Annotated in this window: 19 protein-coding genes; 2 read left to right on the forward strand and 17 right to left on the reverse strand. The window is 58.9% G+C overall.

Annotation, left to right across the window (positions count from 1 at the left end):
- Positions 1-23 precede the first annotated feature (23 nt).
- The 17 genes from RSF91_RS07740 to RSF91_RS07820 form a co-directional block, all read right to left on the reverse strand.
- Positions 24-413, reverse strand: coding sequence for a hypothetical protein (locus tag RSF91_RS07740; RefSeq protein WP_332567873.1), 390 nt, complete (start codon positions 411-413; stop codon positions 24-26).
- Positions 414-418: 5 nt separating this feature from the next.
- Positions 419-3,307 carry a phage tail tape measure protein gene (locus RSF91_RS07745; protein ID WP_332567874.1) on the reverse strand — a complete coding sequence of 963 codons (2,889 nt, stop codon included), beginning with the start codon at positions 3,305-3,307 and terminating at the stop codon, positions 419-421.
- Between the two features lie 94 nt (positions 3,308-3,401).
- Entirely contained in the window at positions 3,402-4,193 is a 792-nt protein-coding gene (locus tag RSF91_RS07750) for a hypothetical protein (protein ID WP_332567875.1), read from the reverse strand.
- 24 nt (positions 4,194-4,217) lie between these two features.
- Positions 4,218-4,628, reverse strand: coding sequence for a hypothetical protein (locus RSF91_RS07755; protein ID WP_332567876.1), 411 nt, complete (start codon positions 4,626-4,628; stop codon positions 4,218-4,220).
- Positions 4,615-4,947, reverse strand: a complete 333-nt coding sequence (locus RSF91_RS07760) for a hypothetical protein (RefSeq protein WP_332567877.1) — start codon at positions 4,945-4,947, stop codon at positions 4,615-4,617. Before RSF91_RS07760 ends, RSF91_RS07755 begins: the two co-directional genes overlap by 14 nt.
- A 4-nt stretch (positions 4,948-4,951) precedes the next feature.
- On the reverse strand, positions 4,952-5,317 hold the full coding sequence (locus RSF91_RS07765) for a DUF2190 family protein (protein ID WP_332567878.1): 366 nt from the start codon (positions 5,315-5,317) through the stop codon (positions 4,952-4,954).
- A 42-nt stretch (positions 5,318-5,359) separates the two neighbouring features.
- Positions 5,360-7,468: a ClpP-like prohead protease/major capsid protein fusion protein gene (locus tag RSF91_RS07770; protein ID WP_332567879.1), complete on the reverse strand. Its 2,109-nt coding sequence runs from the start codon at positions 7,466-7,468 to the stop codon at positions 5,360-5,362.
- A 101-nt stretch (positions 7,469-7,569) separates the two neighbouring features.
- The gene (locus RSF91_RS07775) at positions 7,570-9,099 is read right to left on the reverse strand and encodes a phage portal protein (protein ID WP_332567880.1); all 1,530 of its coding nucleotides are present in this window, start codon (positions 9,097-9,099) and stop codon (positions 7,570-7,572) included.
- A gap of 9 nt (positions 9,100-9,108) precedes the next feature.
- A complete protein-coding gene (locus RSF91_RS07780) occupies positions 9,109-9,327 on the reverse strand; it encodes a phage head-tail joining protein (RefSeq protein WP_332567881.1) in 219 nt (72 codons plus the stop codon).
- Positions 9,328-9,395: 68 nt separating this feature from the next.
- Positions 9,396-9,752: a Mor transcription activator family protein gene (locus RSF91_RS07785; RefSeq protein WP_332567882.1), complete on the reverse strand. Its 357-nt coding sequence runs from the start codon at positions 9,750-9,752 to the stop codon at positions 9,396-9,398.
- Positions 9,749-11,689 carry a phage terminase large subunit family protein gene (locus tag RSF91_RS07790; RefSeq protein ID WP_332567883.1) on the reverse strand — a complete coding sequence of 647 codons (1,941 nt, stop codon included), beginning with the start codon at positions 11,687-11,689 and terminating at the stop codon, positions 9,749-9,751. The genes RSF91_RS07785 and RSF91_RS07790 overlap by 4 nt, the downstream gene beginning before the upstream one ends.
- Complete coding sequence (locus RSF91_RS07795) at positions 11,686-12,291, reverse strand: hypothetical protein (protein WP_332567884.1); 606 nt, start codon at positions 12,289-12,291, stop codon at positions 11,686-11,688. Before RSF91_RS07795 ends, RSF91_RS07790 begins: the two co-directional genes overlap by 4 nt.
- Complete coding sequence (locus tag RSF91_RS07800; protein WP_332567885.1) at positions 12,288-13,133, reverse strand: hypothetical protein; 846 nt, start codon at positions 13,131-13,133, stop codon at positions 12,288-12,290. The genes RSF91_RS07795 and RSF91_RS07800 overlap by 4 nt, the downstream gene beginning before the upstream one ends.
- Entirely contained in the window at positions 13,123-13,695 is a 573-nt protein-coding gene (locus tag RSF91_RS07805; protein ID WP_332567886.1) for a hypothetical protein, read from the reverse strand. The genes RSF91_RS07800 and RSF91_RS07805 overlap by 11 nt, the downstream gene beginning before the upstream one ends.
- Entirely contained in the window at positions 13,692-16,160 is a 2,469-nt protein-coding gene (locus tag RSF91_RS07810; RefSeq protein WP_332567887.1) for a DUF5906 domain-containing protein, read from the reverse strand. Before RSF91_RS07810 ends, RSF91_RS07805 begins: the two co-directional genes overlap by 4 nt.
- Positions 16,161-16,577: 417 nt before the next feature.
- On the reverse strand, positions 16,578-17,096 hold the full coding sequence (locus RSF91_RS07815) for a phage regulatory CII family protein (protein WP_332567888.1): 519 nt from the start codon (positions 17,094-17,096) through the stop codon (positions 16,578-16,580).
- Entirely contained in the window at positions 17,093-17,389 is a 297-nt protein-coding gene (locus RSF91_RS07820) for a YdaS family helix-turn-helix protein (protein WP_332567889.1), read from the reverse strand. Before RSF91_RS07820 ends, RSF91_RS07815 begins: the two co-directional genes overlap by 4 nt.
- Before the next feature lie 54 nt (positions 17,390-17,443).
- Between RSF91_RS07820 and RSF91_RS07825 the strand changes: the two genes are divergently transcribed.
- Together RSF91_RS07825 and RSF91_RS07830 are read left to right on the forward strand one after the other, a co-directional pair.
- Complete coding sequence (locus tag RSF91_RS07825) at positions 17,444-18,148, forward strand: S24 family peptidase (RefSeq protein ID WP_332567890.1); 705 nt, start codon at positions 17,444-17,446, stop codon at positions 18,146-18,148.
- A 161-nt stretch (positions 18,149-18,309) separates the two neighbouring features.
- Positions 18,310-18,924 (forward strand): hypothetical protein, encoded by a 615-nt coding sequence (locus RSF91_RS07830; protein WP_332567891.1) that lies wholly within the window; start codon positions 18,310-18,312, stop codon positions 18,922-18,924.
- Positions 18,925-19,209 lie beyond the last annotated feature (285 nt).

Genomic DNA, 19,209 nt, shown 5'->3' on the forward strand with positions numbered 1-19,209 from the left:
GGGAGTCGCTTTCCTTCTAATTGCTAGGCCGTCACCAGCCGCAGGGTGACGATGTATGGCAGGCTGCCAGCAGGAAGCTCGGCTCTGACTATGGGGATAGCACTGACGGGATCGTCGGGCGCAAAACGTACCGCGAAGGCTCTTCCGTCAGCCATAGTGAGCTCTTGCGTACCTGTGGTGGCGTTGACAAGTTGCCACAGCTCTTCCAAGGTATCGCGCTCCACCCAGCCATGGTCAGATGAGCCTTGCAAGGTGATAGGTCGGCCCGCTTGACGGGTGCCGATATCCTCAATAAGTGCGCCGGTGATGCTGTACTCATGCACACGCACAGGGGCAACCCAGTTGTATTCGTCAACCCAAATAAGACCGCTCGGAATAGCGATGGCGCCGAGAGTGTGTGAAGTAGTGGACATACGGGTTACATGCTGCTGATGCGATTGGCTCGCTCAAGTTCTGCGAGTAGCGATTGCAATGTGCTAGCGCCTGCGCTATCAGTTTTTATGACGCCGTAGCTAGCACCATCCAGCCGCAGATCGATCGTGACGGACTGGCTGCCGAACATGCTGGGTGGCGCTGGGGCCGGCGTTGGTGTTGGCGCAGGCGCTGGTGGTTTTGCACCGGGCTGCCGACCCTGGAGCCACGCGGTGCGCTGCGCCCCCTCCTGTTTGCCATCGCCGTATTGGTAATAATCGGTCAGGTTTCCCAAGGCATCGGCCAAGGTTCCATGCTGTCCACCCCAGCGTTTTTGAGCATCGCCAGCGAGGTAACCAACCTTGCCGTCAGCGTCTAGGAATTGTTTGGAGAGGTCTTCGGCGAAGAGTTTGTCTAGACCCGCTTCGGTCAGGTAATCAATGATGGCTGTCCGCGTCCAGACCCATTGCTGCTGGGTGTTGCCTTTGGCATCAGAAGTGAAGCCATCTCGGTTGCGGAACTGGTAGCCCCCAGAACCGATTTCTTCAACACCCTCACCTAATTTTTCGCCACGTGTACTGGTGGTTTTAGGCGCACCCTCTCCTGGGCGCCCATAGGTTTCTTTCATGCGCTGCTGGTACTCAAGGAGCGCAGCACTGGACTGGTTGATGGAATTGGTAACGCCGCCAAAATGGCCGGTCATTGCGCCACTGGTTTTGGCGCTGGTGTCTGCGGTTTTGTTGAGCTCTTCACGCAGCTTGAGCACGCTTTTACCGCTGCCATCCACCTCAATGGTGTAGCCGCGAATAGCCGCTTCTGCAGCGACCCAGCTAGGCGCAATGCCTTTATTGGCTCCGATGGCAGCATCAGCGGCCTTTTTAAAGGATGCTGCGATGTCTTCAGTAGTGGAGCTGGCGGCAGCCTTGATGGTGTCGTAGGCGTCCTTGTGGTTTTTTGCCTGCTGCGCAACCTCTACGCTACTGGTGACGCCCAACTCCGTAAAGGCCGCCTGCAACTTAAGGGCTGCAGCCTCTGCGGCTTTGGCAGTATCCTCAACGGCTTTGGCTGAATCTTTGGCGGCCGCGGGGGTTTCGCGCAGCTTGCGATTGATTTCGTCCAGCTTTTCAGCAGCAGCTTGAAGGTGACCGGATGCAATCAGGGTTTGGTATTCACCACGCAACTGCTCTATTGCTAAGCGGTGAGCTGTAGATGCAGCTGCGCCGGCTTCTTCAGCAGCCTTCTTTTTTTGAAATGCCTCAGCCGCATTGACTGCAGCCTTAGCACTGGCGTCCAGCTCGACACGAGCGGCCTCTACTGTTTTCTGCCAAGAAGATGTAGCCTGACTAGCACCGCTCATGCTGTCCGACAAGCTCGCGAAGCCCTCACGAGCGAGAGCCGCACCATCAGCTGCTGCGTCTAATGCGGCGCTGGCCTTGGCGGCCAAGGCTTCAGATGATGCCCAAGTCGCCTCTGCAGATAAACGCATCTCTTCTGCGGCCCGCGCAAAAGACTGAGACATCTCGCCAAAGGTAATCTTACTCAGCCCCTCCAACAGCATTGCCAGACCAGACTGGATATTGCTCGCAACCCCTGCAAAGGCCTCACCCACTTTGTAGATCACAGCCATCAAGCCGTTGACCCCAGCGGTCATTACCCCCCATGTGGTTTGAACGATGTTGCCGGCATTGCGTGCAGACTCGCCAATCTGGGTGAAGGTTTCATTCGAGCGGTCTGCAAAGGCACTTAGCTTTGCTACTACCTGGGTGAAATCCACTTGCCCGATAAATTCCTTGACCCACTTGATACCCGCCTGAAACGCGGCAGCAATGGAGTCGCCAAATTTTCCAATGGTGCCGTCAGCTACTGCGGATTTGAAGGATGCAGCCAGCTGGTCAACACCGTCTTTGAGCACTGGCAGCACCGGGGTGGCCAGTGCATTTTTGAGCGTGTCCCAGGCACTGCTGAGGCCATTGAGAGAACCATGCAGATTGTCCTGCATCACCTTGGCCGTCGCGGCTGCACTGCCCTCTGCATTCTTCAGTTTGGCCGTCAGATCATCCAGCGATGTCATGCCTTGATTGAGCAACGCACGCAGAGCTGGCCCCGCCTCTTGCCCTACGGCATTAATCGCTTTGCTGCCAGCGGGGCCTGCCTTGGCAAGCTGATGCAGGGCTTCTTCAAAGTTTCTGGTGGTGATGCCTGCAGTGGCCAGCTCTTCCCGGAATTTGCTGGCCGGGTTGGCGAACTGACTGAGGATGCTGTTGAGGGCTGTACCGGCGCGGCTGGCGTCAATGCCAGCGTCGGCAAACTTGCCGATGATGGCTACAGTACTTTCCAAACTCAGGCCAAGGCTTTGAGCCACGGGAGCGGCATAGCTAAGGGCCTGGGCCAATCCCGTGACACTGGTATTGGTGGCGTTCGCCCCCAGAGCCAATACGTCGGCAACGCGCCCGGCGTCGGTAAATGCCAGGCCCATGCCCATCACGGCTTTGGTGACGATTTCGCTCGCCGCGCCCAACTCAATATCGCCAGCCTGCGCGAGCTGCAGCACTGCAGGCAAAGCAGCAATAGCGTCGTTGGCACTGAGGCCTGCCTTGGCCAAATTCTCAAGCGCACCAGCAGCTTCTGTGCTGGTGTATTTAGTATCTGCGCCCGCAGCTTCAGCTGCGGCGCGCAACTTGGTCATTTCGTCAGCGCTGGCTCCAGTGGCCGCCTGAACCCGACTCATGCCCTGCTCAAAGTCAGCGGCTCCCTTGACCATGCCAACAAAGGCGTTGATGCCAAAGTAACCTGCCGCCGCAATTCCTACTGCTTTGATTGTGCTTTCCAGACGGCCCAAAACAGCAGACGCATTGTCCTTGGCGTTGATAACAATCTGGATGGGTTTGAATGCCATGTAAGTAAGTACTACGGTTTGCGCTATAGCCTTGCAGGCCACAGTGCAAACCGCACCGACACAAGGCCGGGCGGTTGCGATTCGAGGGAGAGGGTTACTCGGCTACAGGACGGCCATCGCAGTAAATGGCTTGCGCGTTGGCAGGCTTGAGCGCTTCGAGATCAAACTCCATTGCCGACACATCGGTGCCATCAGCGATGAGGCTGAGGTCACCCGTTGCGGACAGCGTGACCTTGGGCAAGTACCAGTCGCGGTTACCGCCTGTCGCGTTGTCGGATACCACGCGCAGTGCGCCTGTCAGCTCGGACTTGGCGCCAGACTTGATGGAGTCAAACTTGCCAGCCACGGTCTTGTAGCCAAACAGCACTACTGTGGCTTGCGAGATCGCGCCACTACCCAGGATCTGCACTCGGCCGGTCTCGTTATCGACGTTGTAGTCCTCGCCTGCGACATAGGCAGCACCACCACCCTTGGGGGACACGGTGATGTCAGACACATTGCGCACACCCAGGGGGTTGGCAGCAGTCGCCCCAAGCTGATACTGGCGACCCGGCAGCACTGTGCGCTCTTCATCCGTGATGGTTGCAGCCACTTGGGCCTTGACTTCATGCGAGCCTGTCAACCACAGCGCAGCGTTGCTGGGACTGAAGTTGTCGCACTGCAGCTTGCCGGTGCGCTGCACCTGCACAACCCAGCTGCCGTCTTTTTCCTTGAGGCCAGTCTGACTGCTGAAGTGCTCTGCCTTTTCTGTCTCAATCGACAGACTGATGCCCGGGCAGTTACCCAGGTCAATCTCACCTGTCAGACGCTCGCTGGCATCGTAGGGATCGAAGTACGCACGACCGCGCGGGATGAGGTAATCACTTTTGGTGTGGACGATGGGCATTGCAATGCTCCGTAATTGGGTTGATCAGGTCTGGCCGTCGAAGACGGCCACCGTGGTGAAAGTGATTTCGTAGCCCACCAGAGCCACGTCTGCAAAATCTGCTGGCTGCACACGTGCAAGCTGCAACTCGGTCCATCCGCGCCCAGAGGGATCAGATGGACGCCAGTTGTGCAGATCACCAATGACCGCAGCAAAGGCCGCATCCAGCTGCTTCGCAGCGACGTCGCCACGGCGAACTACCAGCGTGACAACCCACTCTGGCTGCACAGACGCCGATGGCTTACGCACCTGCGCGACCGAAGCCCCACTCATGCGCACATCCACTGCAGGCACCGAAATGCGGTTGACATCGCAACAGCCCTCACGAACCTGCCAACCCACGAATGCCGACAGAACCCGTAAGCGTGAGGCGATCAAAGACTCAAGGACCAGCATGGAATGGCTCCGTAAACACAATGGGGAAAGATGCCCAGCCACTGGCATCGGGCACCACCGGGCCAGTCACCCGGCACGGATTCCCGTTGACCGCCAGGTCGGTGCTACCTTCTGAAATACCTGCGGCAACCGCAACATGCATGGCAACGGTGTGGCGAACAGAGGTGACCGCTTCGGAGAAGCCATCACCCTCTTCGGTATCCCAGATCACGCCGAACACCTCCCCACCCTGCCAGCACCCAGAGGCATTGGACAAGTGGCGCAGCACCGCCGCGTTGGCGCGGTCATGTGCTTTTTTAAAAGGGTCCGGTGCGCGCATGGCGTCAGGCAGCAACCGTGCCAGGGCAGCCGGTGAACTTGATATTCACCACGGTGTCACCCGCTGCAGCCGCGTTGAAAGCCACAGCGGCAGCACCAGACACATCACCTGCGGCAGTCGCCCCAACAGTGAAAGCCTTGGTGGCTGCCTTGAACACCACGGCCGCGCCCTGCGCAATGGCAGTGCCTGCAACCTTGGGAACGGCGAAAACGCCATCCACGGCCACAGAGCCGGTCTCACCATCAGGGATGTCCTTGAGCGCAACGCCCAGCAGGGCACCCGCCTTGACCACATCACCCGAGGCAATGTCTGCCCCGGTGTCATTTACATAGTCCAGCACCTTGCCAGGCTGCACATGGTTTTTTGCCATTTTTTGCTACTCCTTAGATAGCGTTGATGCGATGCCCAGCAATCACTTGCCAGCGTTGGTAGCAATGCCGCGAGGGTCGTGTGCGCCCACGCCGTAGTCCAGGCGGACCTTGTAACGGACACCATCGGAATCGAAAGCGTCTTCCTGCTCGATGTAAGGCGTGTCCACACCATCGAGAAAAGCCACTTCCACTGCTGCGCATTCATTGGGGTCGGTCAGCGCGTAATAGCGCGTTCCGTCCAGACGGGGCGATCCCACGATGTCGCGGAACGTACCCAAGCTGATGTTGGGCGTGAGTGGGTTCTTACCCGTGCTGGTTTCGTACTGAGCCTGATTGACAATCTTTGCCACGCCGTCCAGGCCGATGGGGCCAAGCCAGATCGCAGGCAGCAAGTCCAGGAAGTCATTGCCAGAAACGTCTTTGTGCTTGGCCATCAGAACTCGCAGCGCTTCGAAAGCTTCGGACGATGGAGCCGCTGGCGTCGCAGCAATGTTTTTGTGATCGGCGTGCAGCAGGGTCAAGCCGTCTTCCATGACCGGGCCCAGACCATTGTTTTCAGCCAGCAGCTTGTAAACATCAGCCTCCACCGTACGGGCAGCGCTGCGGCCCATGGCTGCAGCCTGGTCGGTGAATGCACCCAGGTCATCATTGATCACCATCTCGCGGGAGAGATTGATGATGTAGCCCTTGGTGCCAGCAGAGATGGAAGACTTTTCACCGTCGGGAATGGCCACGGTCTTGTATTCGCCCAGCTCATTCTTGGGCTGAAGGTTGCCCAGCGAACCAACGCGGAAGCGATGGTGTGCGCGGAAGTCGGTCACCTCGCCTCGCTTGCAAAAGCGCTGCCAGGTCAGCGCCTGCACCGAGTAGGCGCTGAGCAGCACGCGATGGATGGCATCGGTGAGCAGAATGGGAAAGTCGCTGGTGGACTGCGTGAAAGCAGCAGCTACCAGCTCGCGCTTATCCTTACCCTTGGCGCTGACGCCCGCAGACTCCAGCGATGCACGGGCCATTTCCACGAGGCTCATGCCGCGATAGGGATTGGAGCCTTGGGCCGAAACCTGTTCCTTGCTGCCGTAGCCCGAGCGCACCAGCAGCGCGCTGACAGCTGCATCGCGGCGCTTGTCGGTTTCGTCTTCGACGGTGGAGACATGGGCACCCGCAACCGGTGTTGCCTGCGAACCCAGATGGGCCAGCAGCTTGAAGCCAGCAGCGTCAGGGGTGACCGTGTGGTCATCTTCGCACTGCTGCAGCAAAGCGCTCACGCCCGGACGATCTGCAAAAGCAGTAAAGGCGGCGCGGATGCCAGAACGGCGAGTCTGGTCAGCAGCCAAGACTGCAGCAGCAGAAGGTACAGCGGCGGCGCTTCCGCCACCTGCGTCTGCTGCGCCGGATGCGCCAATGGCGTTCTGCACTACGGCGTGTGCATTGCGGGGTTTCTTCATAGAGTCCTCTTCAGGAGCGGATTGCGCGACAGAAGCCGCAGGAATGCCCGCCGCGCGCAGCACAGCTGCAGGCAGAGAGCGGAAACGGGAAACAGGCATATCGCGCATGGCGGCCTCAACCGCAGGCGACGCATCGGTAATGGAGTCGACAAAGCCCATGGCCAGCGCTTCGGCGGCAGTGTAGAAATGGTCTTTGCCATCGGCCAGCAAAGCCGCAACCTCTTCGGCCTTACCTGTCTTGCGGGCGTAGCTGGTGGTCATGGCAGAGGCCCAGGTGTCGAGCTGGTCCGCCGTGGCGCGCAGCTCGGCAGCGTTGCCACCGGTATAAGTCCAGGGCGCATGCACCATGAACACAGCGTTTTCAGCCATGCAGACCTTGTCACCGCCCAAGGCGATCAGGCTGGCAATGCTGAAGGCCATGCCATCGATCTCGGTGGTGATAGTGGCCGAGTGGCGCTTCATGGCGTTGTAGATCGCCAATCCATCGGGAACACTGCCACCCAGGCTGTTGATGCGCACAGTGATGGCCTGTACATCGAGACCCTGCAGCTCGGCTACAAAGTCGCGAGCACTGGTGGTTTCATCCCACCAGGATTCACCGATATCGCCGTAGATCAGGATTTCAGCAGCAGAAACCACGCCAGCCGCAGCCGCTGCCTGCGCGGTCTTGCGACGGATGGCGTACCACTTTTGGGATGTGCTCATAAAAAAACTGCCTGCATTCGTTGACGCCGGATTGGCGGAATGCAGGCAGTTTCTGGTTTTGGCCGTCCCATTTCACGGGAAGGATTGGGACTATTTTCAGATCAGTGCTGTGGCTTTTTAGGTGGCGTATCGTCTCCAGCATCAGGATCGATCTGGTCCGGTGGTGCCCCACTGGCATTGGCACCATCACTGGTGAATCGAAGCCCCAGCTCACCTGCCAGCCTGCGCCATTCAGCAATTTGATCCATGACCTCTCGTGGATTGCCACCACGGCGACGAATGACTTCCACCTCGCTGGTAAAGCCAGACTGAGTCAATTTTTCGTATGCAGTGGCTTCCTTAAGCGGATCAATCCAGGGCATCTGCTGGCCGACCAGCAAGCATTCGGTCTCGGTTCCCGCCTGCACATCCTTGGGAATGGGCAGCACACCAGACAGATGGGCTACTCGCACCAGCGTCTCGTAGACCGGCAGGCTGAATTGACCTGCGAAGTCATCGGTCAGCACGGCATAGTGCACCCACTGCTCCACGAGCTCCTGCCGCAAGGCGCTGTAGGTGCCGTTGTAGTCGCGGCTAATGCTGCTGAAACTTGCACCCACACCCGCCGCGTAAGCACGCAGTTGCCCACTGCGCCATGCCACCAGATTGGGATTGGGGCGGTTGGTATCGATCATGCCGATCTCTTCACCCACCTTCAGCCCATCAAAGATCATGCCCGGCTGCATGCGCAAATGGCGCTCTTCCTGTGCCTTTCCATCAGGCGGCTCATACCCATCTGGCCCTGGGATTCGCTTGACGTACGCACCCATGCTGGCTGCCACCTTGGCCGCAATGCGCTCGCTTTCTTCGTAGTCCTTGAGATCCTCGACGCGTGTAAGCACGCTGGCGAATTCACTGATGCCCCGCACCTGGTGCAAGCGGTCCATGGTGGAGACATGCAGCATATTGGCGGCCGGCACAATCTTGAGGTCTGATGGGGTAACCCAAGCACCGGCCTCGCGCGGGTCACGCTTAAAGCAGTGATATGCCGTAGCGCGCCCCCAGGCATTGAGCTGCACGCCTTGGCGAATGTTGCGACTGAGGTCGGAAAAATTCATGGGAATGAAATCCGGCTCCAGCAACTCCAGGCTGAAGGGAACTGCCGTGGCGTGCTGCAGCCCTGCCACCGGCCCCACCACCTGCTGCGCAAAACCTTCGCCGTCACGCAGCCAGGTGTAAGCCAACATGCGCTCGGCCTGGGCCCAATGCATCTTGCCGGTCACCTCGGGTCGACGGCACCACTTGCGGTGCAGGGCGCGCAAAGCAGTCGCATATTCGGTGTGAATGCTTCCATCGGCACGGCGCGGCTGCGGCTCAATGCCAATGCCACTTGGTCCCACCACGTTGTTGACCAGAGTGCGCAGCACTCCACGGGTAATGTCGTGGTTTCGTTCAAGGTAGCGCGCATGGTTGCGCAAGGCCACCGCACTGCGCTCCACCAGCTGGTTGGGGGCGGGGTTCTTGTTGCGATCCTTGCGCAAGCGCCCGGGTTTGGCAGCCTCATAGTGGGCCAAGGTCTGGCGAGCCTGCGCACGCTTCACTGCCGCAACGGGGTTGATCCAGGCGGTAATGCTGTCGATGGGATTGAACATGACAACCTCTCAATCCGTGCTGAAGTCAGCAAGCGCATAAGAAGTGCCGCCGAAGGTCGGTGTCCGACTTCCCTTCTGCGCCTTTAGCACACTGGCCACATGGGCACGCGCCTGAAGTAACGCAGCAGTTGTCTGATAGGTGACCATGCGCCCATTGAAGGTACAGGTCAGCGTGCCACTGGCGATAGTTTCGTCCAGCGCTTCAAGGTCTTGTTGGGTCAGAGCCATGGGGTCCTCAGCAAAGAATGAAGCGAAGCTAAGGGGCTTCGCGTCCCAAGTCATGGGAAGAGATGGGACTATTTCGGGGCTGCCGGGCTACAGACGCCAATGCCGCGGGCCTTGCCAATCACCCTGTAGAACGTACTGCGCCGAATTCCGTAGAGCCTCATCACCGCCTCCGCATTGGTGCCGTCGAAGTCCCGTCGAATAGCTTCGTTACGCTCTTGCTTGCTGGGAGCAGGAATGTAGAGGCCACGGCGCCCCAGCCGCTCACCGCCGTATCGCTTGCGCAAGCCGGCCACCAAAGCCACAGCCACCCGTGATGCATCAACCTCATGCATGCCCAGCTCTGCTGTGGCAATCTCAACCAAGTCGTACTGCAGCTGCAGCACAGAATCTTCCGCCTGACCAGCTGTCATCGTGTTGTTATTCATAGGCGGGTACTCCAATCATCAGAGGCAAAAGGGTTGGGTGTATTCACTTGCGGCCGCGCCCGCACTGGGACGATGACCGTCTGCTTGGGCTCTACATCGGCCACGCTGACCTCACCGATCAGCGATTTCAGGTACTGCTCACGCATTTCATAGTCGACCGAGCGCTTGCGGTGCAGTCGCAGCTCGGGGTGGTGCGCAGCTGCAAAACTGTAGACCCATGTGTCAAGCGGCTCATTGCGAGTGCCGCGCCGCTTTTCGTAGCGGTTTTTGGCCGGGTTGTAGGTTTCGCTGACCAGCCCCTTGAAGTAGAAGGCATCAAGCTCGCTGCTGAAGTGGGTCTGGCGCTCTTCAGAATCGCGCTCCGCATCCACGCTCAGGCGACCGAACAGCCAGTTTTTGGCTGCCACCGTGCCAACGTAGTAGGCACGTACCCCCTTACGGTCGGTGCGGCCACCATTAGTCACATCCAGCAGGCGGGGCTTGCCCAGCACTGGCGCGTTGTTGGGGATCGCACCCTGAATAACCATGGGCCGGCGCACCAGCGCCTGGCGCACCCAGTGCTTGACCTCTTCACCACGGTGTCCGCCCATGTCAATGGCGGCAGCCTCAATGGAAAGGCTGTAGCCCGCCTCTGACTGGATGGGCTTGTTCAGCAACTCCGACAGCGCCACAAACACCGCGCCAGCAGCGGGGTCCCCTGGTAGCTCCACATAGTCCAGCGCCCAGAAAGACATGCCGCGCCCCCAGCCCGTCAGGTGCACAGCAAGTCGGTCATCCTGACTATCCACCCCAGCCGTAACCCACAGCACCCCCCGTGGCGCAGTACGCAACAGGTACGGCTCTGATCTTTCCTGAATGGCGTTGTGCCGCACAGCGCGCATGCTGGCGTCTTCCCATGACTCGGCCAAGCGATCGTTGATGAACGTCTTGAGCTTGGCAGGATCGTTCTGCGCCTCAACCCACATGCGCGCCAGCTCTGCCCAGGTCGGGCCCAGACCAAACTGGTAATACAGGCAGTTGATGGTGTAGCTGCGCAGGCCCGGCAGCGCATTGGGATTGCCCGCCACCCAACGCCCAGCCGTAATCATGGCCGTCTTGTGGTGCTCATCGATGTGGCTGCCACAGTCCTGGCACACATACCAGGCCCGGCTTAAGTCTGGCGACCACTGCAGGCCAGACCACTGCAGATGCTGCATGTGTTCGCAATGCGGGCAAGGGACATGGAAGCGGCGCTGATCACCCGCGAGAAACTTTTCCTCAATACGGCTTTGCCCTTTAATCTGGGGGCTGCTGATATAAACGCGCAGGCTGGTGGCGGGGAAGGCACTGGTGCGACCTTCCAGCATGGCCAACGGGTCATCGCCACCCTTGAGGTTGCCAGCGAACTCATCCAGCTCGTCCACCAGCAGAAAGCGCACGGTGGTGGACTTCAGGCGCGACGGGCTGCCCGCATGCTCGATATAGAGCTGGCCGCCCACAAAATCCTTGAAAGTCTTGGTGTTGCTGGCATCTCGGCTGCTGACACTACGCAGAGCCTTGCGCACAGACTCCGTCTCTTCAATCAGAGGGTTGAGCTTCTGGTTGACCCACTTGTCCATGCTGACCTCACCCGGCAAGCAGACCATCACTGGGCCCGGGTTCTCAGTCATCACATAGCCAAGGACATTCACCTCCACTTCGGTCTTGCCGAATTGGATGGGGAACATCAGCGTCACTTCACGCACGCCAGTCTTTGCACTGCAAACGTCCATAGGTTCCTGCAGCGGCGGGTTACGACTGGTGCGCCAGCGCCCGGTGATGCTGCTTCCCTTGGTGGACAAGTCACGATTGTTGTCAGCCCAATGGCTAACTGTGCGGCGCTTGCGCGGTGCCAGTGCACGGGCCATGGCGTGCAGCGCCCTCTCCGGCTTGGCCAGCTTGTTGCTGATGGCTCTCATTGCTCAGCGCCTCCCACCCGGCGCTTGGCAATTTCTTCTGCCAGCTTGTTCATGGCGCCCGACAACTCTGAGCGGGCAATGTCCATTTGCTCTGTCAGCGCAAGAATGACCTTTTCCTGATCTAGCCCGGCCAGCATCGGGCCCACCGTGGCAGGCACCGCATCCAGCACCGCAGCCACCTTGGCACCTGCATCAGCAAATGCGCCCATGGCCTCGTCAGCATCCATCAGGTTGCCAATTTCCTTGTGATATGCAGCCTCTTCACGCAGGGCAGCATAGTGCTCTTTCTTGGCTTTTCCGCCTTGAAAATCATAGCTAGAAGCGCTTGTCTCATCAGCGCTAGAGTCAATTTTTTCTGCTTCTTCAGAAGCCCCAATTTCATAGCCGCGAGCCTTCGCATGGCGATCAGCAACCGCCGCACGGCTGGGGTCCTTGGTTTCCTGAATGCGGGCAAGTGACTCGGCCACCAGCACCGACTTACCATCAGTGGCCAGCACCAGCCGTCCCTCATCGCGCAACTGGTACACGTAGCGCCCCTTGAAACCCATGTGCTTGTTGAACTGACTCAGGGACATGATCTCTGGAATGGTTTTTTCGCTCATACGCCTGCGGCCTCCCGAATGCGATAGCGAATGCGCCGAGCCAGGTAGTTCTCGACATCTGCTCGCTTGGCCACCTTATCCATATCAAAGCGCGGCTGGTATCGGCCAGCCTTCACAAACATCACCACCGGACGGACATCAACGCCTCCGGTACCGCTGGCCGCCCAGATGCCCGGGGCCAGGTGCGAAGTGCGCCCATCAAAGTCACCCTTTACGGTAGTGCGCGCCCCGCTACGCAGCTTGCCGTAGGCGACAAAGTAGCGGCGACCGGCCGCACGCTTGCTGCCTTTTTGCACTGCAGCCTTGCGCTTGTCCGTCATATTGGCCCGGTAACCCTGCTCGGAAGACGCCTGCAGGTAGCTCACCAGCTGCCCCACAAAGCTGCCCTTGAGGTTGCCCTTGCCATCATCCGAACCAGGGAAGGGCTGGGCCGGGATCGCGGTCTGGTATCCATTCGGCAGAATGCCTGCCCGACGCAGCGCTGACTCAATACGCTTGTCAGCGCGGCGCCCACCCCAAGCCTGCGCATCCAGAATTCTTTGTGGATCAATCCCTGACTTGCCACCGGTCGACGACAAGCGATCCGCACGGCCATTGGTTGGTGCAATGTAGATCGACAGATTGCTAGGCGTGGCTTGTACAAACTTGGGGCTGCGCAGGATGTAGTCCGTAGGACGATCAAAGACTGCCCGCATTTCATCCTGCATGGCGCGGCGCACCTCAAATGCCGTGTCATTGAGTGCTTTCGCATAGGACGCCGCCGCCTTCGCACCGGTGAGTCCATGCAACTGGGCCAGCAATTCAGCCTGACCAATCACCTGCGCACTGAGCTTAATTTCCATTACCCACCTCCTGCTGATTTGCCAAAACGGCCTGAGCGCGCTTTTCAGGGTCCAGTGCATCCAACCCCTGCCCCACAAACTCTGCGCTGCCTGTGAGCGTGATTTGCAGGGCGCGCATGCCAGGGAACAACTCAGCAGCCTGCAGCTGCTTCACCAGGCCATGCAGCTGGGGCCAGCCTTGCACTACGCGCTTAATCTGCGCAGCGTTCTCAGGCGTGCAGCCAATCACCCTCTTCTTTTCTTCATCCATCTCTTCTTCTTTCAAAAATGGGGTGGTGGAGTGGTGTGCGCCATGGTGTGCGGCAATGTGTGCGCCGTGACATTCACGTAAGTGCTTGATGTGTATGAGGTGTGCGCCATGTGCGCTATGTGCGCCATGCAAACGCACACACATGCACACGCCTGCATGCATGTGTGTGCATGCGCCCGCCTGCACCCCCGTATAGGTGGATGGCACACATAGCACACAACCCTTTAAAATCAATGACTTAATAGCGCACACCATGCCGCACACGTTGCCGCACATAGCGCACAGATCGGGGCGAATGGTCACGGCGCTCATGCAACACCGCCCTTCAGGTCTCGCAGCGCGCGCTTGAAGATGTCGATGCGGTCGCCCAACCAATCCACCTCGGCTTGACCAGCTGGCAACTCATGACCACCGGGCAGATAGCAAACGCTGACAGGCCCCCTGACCTGGTGAACGTCCAGGCGGTAGCGCTTGCGCAGCACCTCGCCCTTGTGCTTGCGCGTCATGGCGTTGGAAAAGCGTGGCAAGGTCAGAGCTCGCTCGTTCGTGCTGGCGCACCAGCACTTGTAGAGCTCGTACATGTCCGACATCAGGCATGGCGTCAGCAAGGCTGGTGCAGCCTTGGCAGGGAAGCCCGGCAGATCACCACTCTCAAACGCTTTCGCAAACTTGCTGGGGCTGTCGAGGCTGAGGTCAATCAGCTCGCGCTTGGCATCAGTCATGGGCGGATTCGTGGCGTTGCTGAAGTCGCCAAGATCCAGCTGCAGCAGGAAGTCATACAGCGCTGCAGCGCCACCGGCGTCAATCTCAGCCTTGACCGCTTTGTAAAACTCTGGCGTGAGCTTCTCGGGTGTCCAGATCACGGCATGGCGACGGTCATCCTCTTCCAGCACCACGGGCAGGGCCTCGTTTGAGAGGAAGACCATGTTCACGTGGTTGGCCTCGTAGTAGGCCGCCATGTTCTTGGGATTGATGCGAATCTTGTCCCCGGTGATGAAGGCCTTGAGCTTGTTCTTGACGTGATACAGGTCAGAGCGCGCCACCACTTCGTCGGCAATCAGGAACAGCTTGCGGCTGGCCCAGTCGTTGAACTTGTCCTCGATAGCGCTTTGGTCGATCGTCCAGCCGTATTTGCCGAAGATGTCCATGTACGCCTCGAAGAACATGTTCTTGCCCGTGCCCTGTGGGCCGTGCATGACGATGGTCGATTTCATCTTGGCGCCGGGATGCTGCAGCGGGTAGGCAAGCCATCTGAGCACCCACATGAACAGGTCATCTTTCTCGGACTCAGCAGAGCACATGTGCCACAGCAGGTCCATTAGCTTTTCGCAGCTGCCTGCTTTGGGCTTGGTGGGCCAGCCATCCCACAGATTGCAGGTGATGCTCTTGTCGGTTTCAGCAGGATCAAAGCCCACCTGCTCAGGGCGTACGATCTGGCGCTCTGGGTGCTCGCCCCAGGTGCGGAACAAGTCACGACTCAGGCAGATATGACCCATATCAGTCAGCGTGATCAGGCGGTGCTCATCGTGGTCAAACACCGCGCCACCCTGGCCGTACACCAGCGCGTAACGCTCGAGCAGCTCATCCAGGCTATCAATCGGCCTGAGAGGTGCCAGCGTGCCGGCCACCCCGCCCCCCTGTGTGCTGGGCAAGGCCTTGGCCGCGCTGCGCGAGCGCCAGTTCAATTCCAGCAGGCGGGTCTCGATCTGAGAGCGCACCACATGCAGGCCTTCGGCCAGGTGCAGGTCGTTGAAGTCGTTGGCCTTCTCGCCCTTGGTCAGCCATGCATTGCGCACGGCCGCAGGATCAGCAAAGGCTGGCGCCAGCCATGAGCCGCCCACCTGCATCGCGCAAGTGCTGGCCATGCTGATGCCGGCGTTACCTGCCTTGTGGTCTTCGCCACAGGCGGGGCACTTGGGGCCATCAGCCACCCAGACGCGGCTCTTGCACTCCACGCGCTTACCGGTGCGCTCTGTCTCTGCCTTGTTTTCGGCATGGCACTTCTGCGTATTGTCGTCATCGGCGCAGGCCAAAATGCGCACGCCTTTGTAGCGAGCACGCAGGGCTTCGGCCACCGGCACCAGATTGTTGGCATCAAAAGCCACGGCCACCGGCAGGCCGGTTGCTGCGTGAATGCTGGCCGCAGTGGCATAGCCCTCGGCCACCAGCAGCACGCCGCCCGCCTGGGGCATGCCGATCAGATGAAAGCGGCCCTTCTTGATCAAGCCAACAGGCCAGTATTCCTTTTCCTGCGTGCCGGGCTTGCGGTTCTTGCCACGAATGATCTGCAGACCGTGGATGTTGCCCGAGGTGTCCAGCAGCGGAATGACCATGGCACCGCTGGGCGAGTAGCGCACGCCGTAGCCCGCAACGCCTTTGCGCTGCAGGTATTCGCTATCGCCCGTGGGCTTGCACTTTTTCCATGTGGCACTCGCTTTTGCAGCTGCTCGCTCGGCCTCGGCCTTGCGCTCGGCTTCAGCACGGCGCTTGTCATCAGCCAGACGCTTGCGCAAAGCCTCAATCTGCTCGCGGCTGACATCGCTCTTGCGAATCTCTACCTTCTGGGCATTGTTCTCAGCACCGCGCCAGATGCCGAAGCTGCCCACGATCAGGTCGTTGCCGTTATCCAGGCGGATTTCATGCAGCAGATACCAGCCGCGCTTCTCCCGCCCGCCCTCTTCGGTGCGGCAGCGACGCAACCGGCCAATCTCCAGAGAGTCAACATCCAGGCCGAAGACCTGCAGTTGCCCCAGAACGTCGTCATAGTTCGAGGCCATGTCAGTAACTCCCAGCCTCACTGACTACACACTTGACGAGGTGCGAATTACCCGCTTTGAGGGAACAGGGGGAGGACCCGCTGTCTGGCTGTAGGACTTGTCCTACATTTTCACTTTGAGAGGAGCGCTCGCTAACTGACCGCTTGTGTTTCCCTTTTTTGCCGTGAAGGGGGGCGGGGAACGGGGAGGCACGGCGCGACGCGACGCGGCCCGTTGTATGGTGAATCATTGCTATGCCTTTTGTAGTGCTTGCACCCAGGCTGTCACCCCCGGATGTGCTGACTGTCAATGCCGTGGCAAGGAAAGAACGCACACCACCACCAGAGCGAAACAGTGAGGAGTCAACCCCACAGGCCACGCGGGCTGACAGTGCCCGGCAACGCTGGTGTTGATAGGTGGTGTGCGTTGAAAACAAACTCAGCCCTTGGGTGTGCGGGCCGCGACCGTGGCGACCAGATGACCAACGGCAGCCATCAGCTCATTGGCCTGGTGCTTGACGCGCCTCAGCTCATTGCGGTTGGGCTGGGCTGCGCCATGCAGTGCATCGGCTGCAGCAGCGGTGAATTCGCCTTGCTCACGCTGCATGGCCATGAAAGCCTCCACCGGGTCACCACCGGACTGATCGGGAATAGCAGGCGTGCAGGTGTAGCCCAGCTGGGCAGCCATGGCGTGCAGGATGGCGGGGTTGTTCGCCATCACCTGCAGCGCGATGGACTCGCGCAGGGTCAGGTGATGGGTGGTGTTGTTGGGGTTGAGCTTGTGCTGCAGAACATTGGCGCTCACCCCCATGCGAGCAGCCAAGTCGCGCACGCCACCCTTGTGGTGATTCGCGATCAGGAAGGCTGCGTCGATGACGTCTGTTTCAGAGGGGGTGTTGCCGTCGGCTTCGAATTCGCCGTGTTTTTCTTGGAGGGATACAGAGACACTTGCTCTCATGACGCCTCACCAGACAAACCTACTTGCACAGCCACTGCATGTGACTGACGCAGAACATCCCAAGGGACGTCACTGCGCAACGATTCGCAGCGGACTTCACCGCCACTTTCGCGTTCGATCAGGATGCACAGCTTCTCGCCTGCGGGCTTTTGCCCATAGGTGACGTTGCGCAGATGGCCATAAGTGGTACCGCAGCGGACAGCAAAAGCTTCTCGCTCCGAAACATTTAAGCCAGACAGGTATTCCTTAAGGGTCCTCATGGTCGAGAAATATACACCAGACAGTGTATTCACTCAATCACCATTCGGGGAATTCACCAAACGGTTACAAGCTGGTCAAATCAAAATATGGAAATTGCAGACATTCGCCGCCTTGTTGCCCAACGTATCGTTGACGAGTTGACCCTTACAGTTGCTGCCAATCGATTCAGCATGCCCCCACGACAGCTGCTTGACATGCTTGCTGGGCGGAAGTCCTTTGGGGAGAAGGTTGCTCGCCGCATGGAACAGGCGTTCGACCCGTACCGCACTGCCGGGTGGCTTGATCATCCACTAGACGGAACGTCAGAGACTGTCACCAGCCCAATTGCTGCGGAACCTCGCGCCATGTACTCAATGTCAGACTTCACCATTCCTCAGTACGAAACTGGCGGAAGCATGGGCAAAGGCATCTTTCTGGCAGACCAACCGGGCGTCATCAAGGAATGGCGCGTATCGGAGCGCTGGCTGCATTTGAACGTTCATCGGATCACCAGCCCATCCAACCTAGCAATAGTCACTGGTTTTGGCCCATCCATGCAGCCACTTTTCAACCCGGGCGACCCACTTCTTGTCGACAGAGGAATTAACACAATTGATCAAGACGGGATTTACTTCTTTCGCGTTGGGGATGAAGGCTTTGTCAAGCAGCTGCAACGCATACCTAGCGTGCATGGACTCATCATTCGAGCCAAAAGCTACAACCCTCTTTACGACCCCTTCGACATCGTTGAGGGCATGGACCTAGAAGTTTTTGCGCGAGTGGTCAAAGTGTGGAAAGGCGAAGATTTTTAAAAATACACCAAACGGTGTTGACATTGAATACACTAATTGGTGTAATGCATCCATTGCAAACGAATTGCAATGGGCCGCACGGTATAGACCGGGAACCAGCCCGGTCTTTAAAAAGAGAGTGGTGATTACTGCAGGCTACCCAAGCCGCAACTCAAATCTCCTTGTCCGCTAAGATCAGCAGGATGAGGAGATACCTACTAGCAGCCGCCGCAGCGGCCATACCCATTGGCGCGCAAGCTCAAGTCAAGTGCGTCATGCCGAATGGCGTGAGCATCATCAAACAGCTTGGTAACTGCCCGCATGACGCAAAGGCGGCATACACGCTGGATGGCAAACCACTTGGCAATCCCAAGGACACCAAGGAAGGCCAGGCTGCAACTGCGCAGATACAGGCCTCTAAGGAAGAAGCAGCCCTCCAGCGAAACGCCAAGGAAGATGCCGAAATCTCAGCGCGCCTGAAGCAGTGGGACGAGCAAAACAAGCAACTCAAAGCGCAGCACGAGGCCGCTAAACAGAAACGCAGCGAGCGCGTCATCTACGAGGCTTGCAATGTCTTGAAGCTACCAGACCACCGCTGCAAGATTGATGTTTCATTATTCAAGGGCAACAGCGTCAGTGTTTCGACGCACCTGCTGCCCACGAACATTGATGCAATCTGCCAAGCACAAGCCAGCCAGATCAGAAAACAGCTACTGGAAAACAGACTGGGAAGCGGCTGGATCATGCGCATCAAATACTCACCCACCGGGGCTGTCATCGCTGAATGCCCCATCTGATCAGCCTTCAGCAATCACCACTCTCGCCCTGCCGGATAAATGTGTCCAGCTCGCCCCGCTGAGAAGCGCCGCGATGCCATCGGAAATCTGCTCCCACCCGCTGCAGGCGCTTGCGCAAAGACGGGTAAATCACTGCTCCCTGAGCTGAGCACGCTGGGCATGCCCTGAACGGCGTGTGCTGAGGCTCACAGCGGTGGTCTGCACTTCGGTGCAGCGCCTATCACCAACCGTGGCGCGGTAACGGTTGGAGTGCAAGGTGCTATCGGGCTGATAGCACCTTGTGCA

The sequence above is a fragment of the Comamonas sp. genome (assembly GCF_036643215.1).
Classification (GTDB): domain Bacteria; phylum Pseudomonadota; class Gammaproteobacteria; order Burkholderiales; family Burkholderiaceae_C; genus Comamonas.

Bases quoted from the DNA above. Each gene is read 5' to 3' on its own strand.
- RSF91_RS07775 (WP_332567880.1), bottom strand. From the start codon at position 9,099: ATGTTCAATCCCATCGACAGCATTACCGCCTGGATCAACCCCGTTGCG.
- RSF91_RS07770 (WP_332567879.1), bottom strand. From the start codon at position 7,468: ATGAGCACATCCCAAAAGTGGTACGCCATCCGTCGCAAGACCGCGCAG.
- RSF91_RS07805 (WP_332567886.1), bottom strand. From the start codon at position 13,695: ATGAGCGCCGTGACCATTCGCCCCGATCTGTGCGCTATGTGCGGCAAC.
- RSF91_RS07745 (WP_332567874.1), bottom strand. From the start codon at position 3,307: ATGGCATTCAAACCCATCCAGATTGTTATCAACGCCAAGGACAATGCG.
- RSF91_RS07810 (WP_332567887.1), bottom strand. From the start codon at position 16,160: ATGGCCTCGAACTATGACGACGTTCTGGGGCAACTGCAGGTCTTCGGC.
- RSF91_RS07800 (WP_332567885.1), bottom strand. From the start codon at position 13,133: ATGGAAATTAAGCTCAGTGCGCAGGTGATTGGTCAGGCTGAATTGCTG.
- RSF91_RS07780 (WP_332567881.1), bottom strand. From the start codon at position 9,327: ATGGCTCTGACCCAACAAGACCTTGAAGCGCTGGACGAAACTATCGCC.
- RSF91_RS07790 (WP_332567883.1), bottom strand. From the start codon at position 11,689: ATGAGAGCCATCAGCAACAAGCTGGCCAAGCCGGAGAGGGCGCTGCAC.
- RSF91_RS07755 (WP_332567876.1), bottom strand. From the start codon at position 4,628: ATGCTGGTCCTTGAGTCTTTGATCGCCTCACGCTTACGGGTTCTGTCG.
- RSF91_RS07760 (WP_332567877.1), bottom strand. From the start codon at position 4,947: ATGCGCGCACCGGACCCTTTTAAAAAAGCACATGACCGCGCCAACGCG.
- RSF91_RS07815 (WP_332567888.1), bottom strand. From the start codon at position 17,096: ATGAGAGCAAGTGTCTCTGTATCCCTCCAAGAAAAACACGGCGAATTC.
- RSF91_RS07740 (WP_332567873.1), bottom strand. From the start codon at position 413: ATGTCCACTACTTCACACACTCTCGGCGCCATCGCTATTCCGAGCGGT.
- RSF91_RS07825 (WP_332567890.1), top strand. From the start codon at position 17,444: ATGGAAATTGCAGACATTCGCCGCCTTGTTGCCCAACGTATCGTTGAC.
- RSF91_RS07785 (WP_332567882.1), bottom strand. From the start codon at position 9,752: ATGAATAACAACACGATGACAGCTGGTCAGGCGGAAGATTCTGTGCTG.
- RSF91_RS07795 (WP_332567884.1), bottom strand. From the start codon at position 12,291: ATGAGCGAAAAAACCATTCCAGAGATCATGTCCCTGAGTCAGTTCAAC.
- RSF91_RS07765 (WP_332567878.1), bottom strand. From the start codon at position 5,317: ATGGCAAAAAACCATGTGCAGCCTGGCAAGGTGCTGGACTATGTAAAT.
- RSF91_RS07750 (WP_332567875.1), bottom strand. From the start codon at position 4,193: ATGCCCATCGTCCACACCAAAAGTGATTACCTCATCCCGCGCGGTCGT.